This is a genomic window from Nocardia pseudovaccinii NBRC 100343 (assembly GCF_001613225.1).
Classification (GTDB): domain Bacteria; phylum Actinomycetota; class Actinomycetes; order Mycobacteriales; family Mycobacteriaceae; genus Nocardia; species Nocardia pseudovaccinii.
This window is the reverse complement of sequence record NZ_BDBY01000322.1, coordinates 1-2,656: the sequence shown is the minus strand read 5'-3', so window position 1 is coordinate 2,656 and position 2,656 is coordinate 1. Positions and strand designations below refer to the sequence as shown.

The following is a 2,656-nucleotide window of genomic DNA, read 5'->3' as shown; positions in this document are numbered from 1 at the left end:
TCGAAATCCCCACGCCGCGAAACCAAGTCCTCGTCACGGTGCAAGACGGTGTTCATGCTGGTCGGCGTCCCGGTCGGGCTGGGGATCTGCACTCGCCCGATGTGGCCGGCGGACTGGGCCGACTGGACTGACCAGGTCGTGGAGGCCGCCACCCCGATCGCGATCGGGGCCGCGGTGTCGGCGGCGGCGATCGCGCTGCTGGCGCTGAGCATCTCCTCCGGTCGCGGTGTACGCCGCCGCCGCTGGGCGCGCGCGGTCGAAAAGGCCGGACTCACCCAGAGTCAGCGCGACGGCGAGCAGTTGGTGCCGCGGCTGATATCGACCAGCCGCGACGGCGGCGAGGTCGTGCTGCGGGTGCGGATGCTGAACGGGCAGACCCCGCAGGACTGGGACCGCCGCGCGCGGCGCCTGGCGGCAGAGCTCGGTGCCGCGACCGCGCGGGTGGCCTGGACCCCGGACCGGATCGAAGAGATCCAGGTGCGGCTGACCCGGAAGCAGGCTGCGTGATGGCGCGGCTCATGTCGGTCAGCCTGACCGAACCCCAAGTGATCGCCCGGGAAAAGACCGTGACCCGGCGGATGGGCTGGCGCATGGCGCGCGTCGGTGACCAGCTCACGCTGTGCCGGAAAGTGATGGGCCGCAAGGCCGATGAGCCGCTGGTGCGCATCGCCCAAGTCGAGATCACCGCGATCAGCCGCGAACCGCTGGCCGCGATCAGCCAGGCCGATCTCGTGGCCGAGGGCTTCCCGAACATGACGGCGTCCGAGTTCGTCGCCTTCTTCTGCTCCACCCACCGAGGCTGCCGCCCCGACAGCCTCGTCACCCGAATCCAATGGCGGTACCTCACCGCCACTGACAACAACACCACCGAGGAAGTGGCTTGAGATGGACATCGAACCCGCAATCATCCCTCCCGTCGTCCTGGCCGGTGCCGGGCTCGGATTCCTGGCGCTCACGACGGCGTACAAAACGGCGGAAAACCTGGGTGTGCCAGGGGAGATCGGTGTCGCGCCGCTGCTGGCCGGATCGGCCGCGCTCGCCGCACGGGCCGCGTGGTCGCGGTGGTCGGCCAAGACACAGGTGACCCGCGCCGAGCGCGCCGCCGCTCGGGAGTGGGCGGACTGGGTCACCGATTTCCCCGCCGACGTCCAGGAGACGGTGCAGATCCTGTCCACCCCCTGGGATGCGGTGAAGAAGTGGTCCGCACTGGGCTTGGGGCGGTTGCCCGATCCGGCGAAAGGCGATCCGGGGGAGTGGCCGCAGCTGGTGCCCTCGCAGAGCTCCTACCCGCCGGACTGGGGCATCCAGTCCGTGCCGGTGGGGTTGCGGCTGCGGCTGCGGATGAGCGACGGCCAGGAGCGTCGCCACTACGAGGAGAAGCTCAAGCGCATCGCGGTCGCTCTCGACGCCGACGCCGCCCGGGTGGTCGGTTCCCGGGGGCGGGTGATCTGCCTGGATGTGCGCTACTTCGACCCGATCAAGGACCTGGTCCCCGTCCCGGTCCCCGCCGAGCCGGTCGATTTGAAGAAGCTCAACCCCGGCATGCGCGAGGACGGCGAGCACTGGGTCGTGCCGCTGTTCGAACGCAACATTCTCGGCGTCGGCCTGCCCGGATCCGGCAAGTCGGGGTTCGTGGCGTCGCTGCTGATGGCCACCGCCCCGGCCGCTCGTGATGGGCTGCTCGTGAACTTGATGATCGACATGAAGTTCGGTGTCGAGGCCGCGCGGATGAAGGGCTTGTTGCACCGCACCGCGACCGACGCTGGCTCGGCCGGACAGATGCTGGAGTGGCTGCGCTGGACGGTGATCGAGGAACGCGGCCGCGAGATGGAGGCTCTGGGTCTGTCCAAGGCCGTCATCACCGCCCAGGCCCCGATGTATCACCTGATCATCGACGAGATCGCCGAGCTGCTCGACGACCCGAAGACCCGCACCGACTTCCTGCGGGTGCTGGTGTCTATCGCGCGCCTCGGTCGTGCCCTGGGCATCTCCATCTCCGGATACACGCAGCTGGCGAACAAGAAGATCCTCGACATGCTCAGGGACCTTTTCCAGATCCGGATCGGCATGCGCCTTTCCTCGCCGGAGCAGATGGTCATGGTCTACGGCGACCATCACGCCGCCGAACGCGGCGCCGACAACACCAACATCCCCGACCAGGGCAGCGCCGGCATCGCCTTCGTCTTCGACGACTCCAGCTCCCAGATCGTGCGCGTGCGCGCCTACTACGTCTCTGACGAGAACCTGGCCTGGGCCGCGCAGACCTACCCGCCCTACCCGCACCCGCATGTGCAGCAAGCCACCGGCCAGGCCGCCACGGTCGACGGGAAGCTCGCCGCCGGGGGCAAGCCGGTCGTGTCGATCGACACCGCGCGCCGTCGCCGCGGTGACGGCGAGATCCCCAACGTCACCGGGTTGCTGGCCGAGATCGACGCCGAGGCCGAGGAACTGAGCAAGAAGATCGGTGACGCCCTGGCCGAAGGCGAGCAGCGTGCTGACACCGCCGACACCGACGACGAGCCCCTCGACGGCATCGACTTCGACGAACTCGGCGACGACGACACCGCCACCGACGACGACACCGACGCTGTTGGCGAATTCGCCTGAAATACAGACAGATAGACCGTTAACAGTCTAAACTGTTAAATATCGGTTC

The 2,656-nt window shown here is 68.3% G+C and carries 2 protein-coding genes and 1 pseudogene; all 3 read left to right on the top strand.

Annotated features, from left to right (window positions below):
• Window positions 1-507, top strand: a pseudogene (locus tag NP3_RS36490) (hypothetical protein); the annotation flags it as partial.
• Entirely contained in the window at window positions 504-884 is a 381-nt protein-coding gene (locus NP3_RS36485) for an ASCH domain-containing protein (RefSeq protein ID WP_245721257.1), read from the top strand. The pseudogene NP3_RS36490 and the gene NP3_RS36485, both read left to right, overlap by 4 nt.
• A 1-nt stretch (window position 885) precedes the next feature.
• Window positions 886-2,607, top strand: a complete 1,722-nt coding sequence (locus NP3_RS36480; RefSeq protein ID WP_063046276.1) for an FtsK/SpoIIIE domain-containing protein — start codon at window positions 886-888, stop codon at window positions 2,605-2,607.
• Window positions 2,608-2,656: the final 49 nt, after the last annotated feature.

Coding starts and splice junctions, on each gene's coding strand:
- NP3_RS36480 (WP_063046276.1), top strand. CDS start 886: ATGGACATCGAACCCGCAATCATCCCTCCCGTCGTCCTGGCCGGTGCC.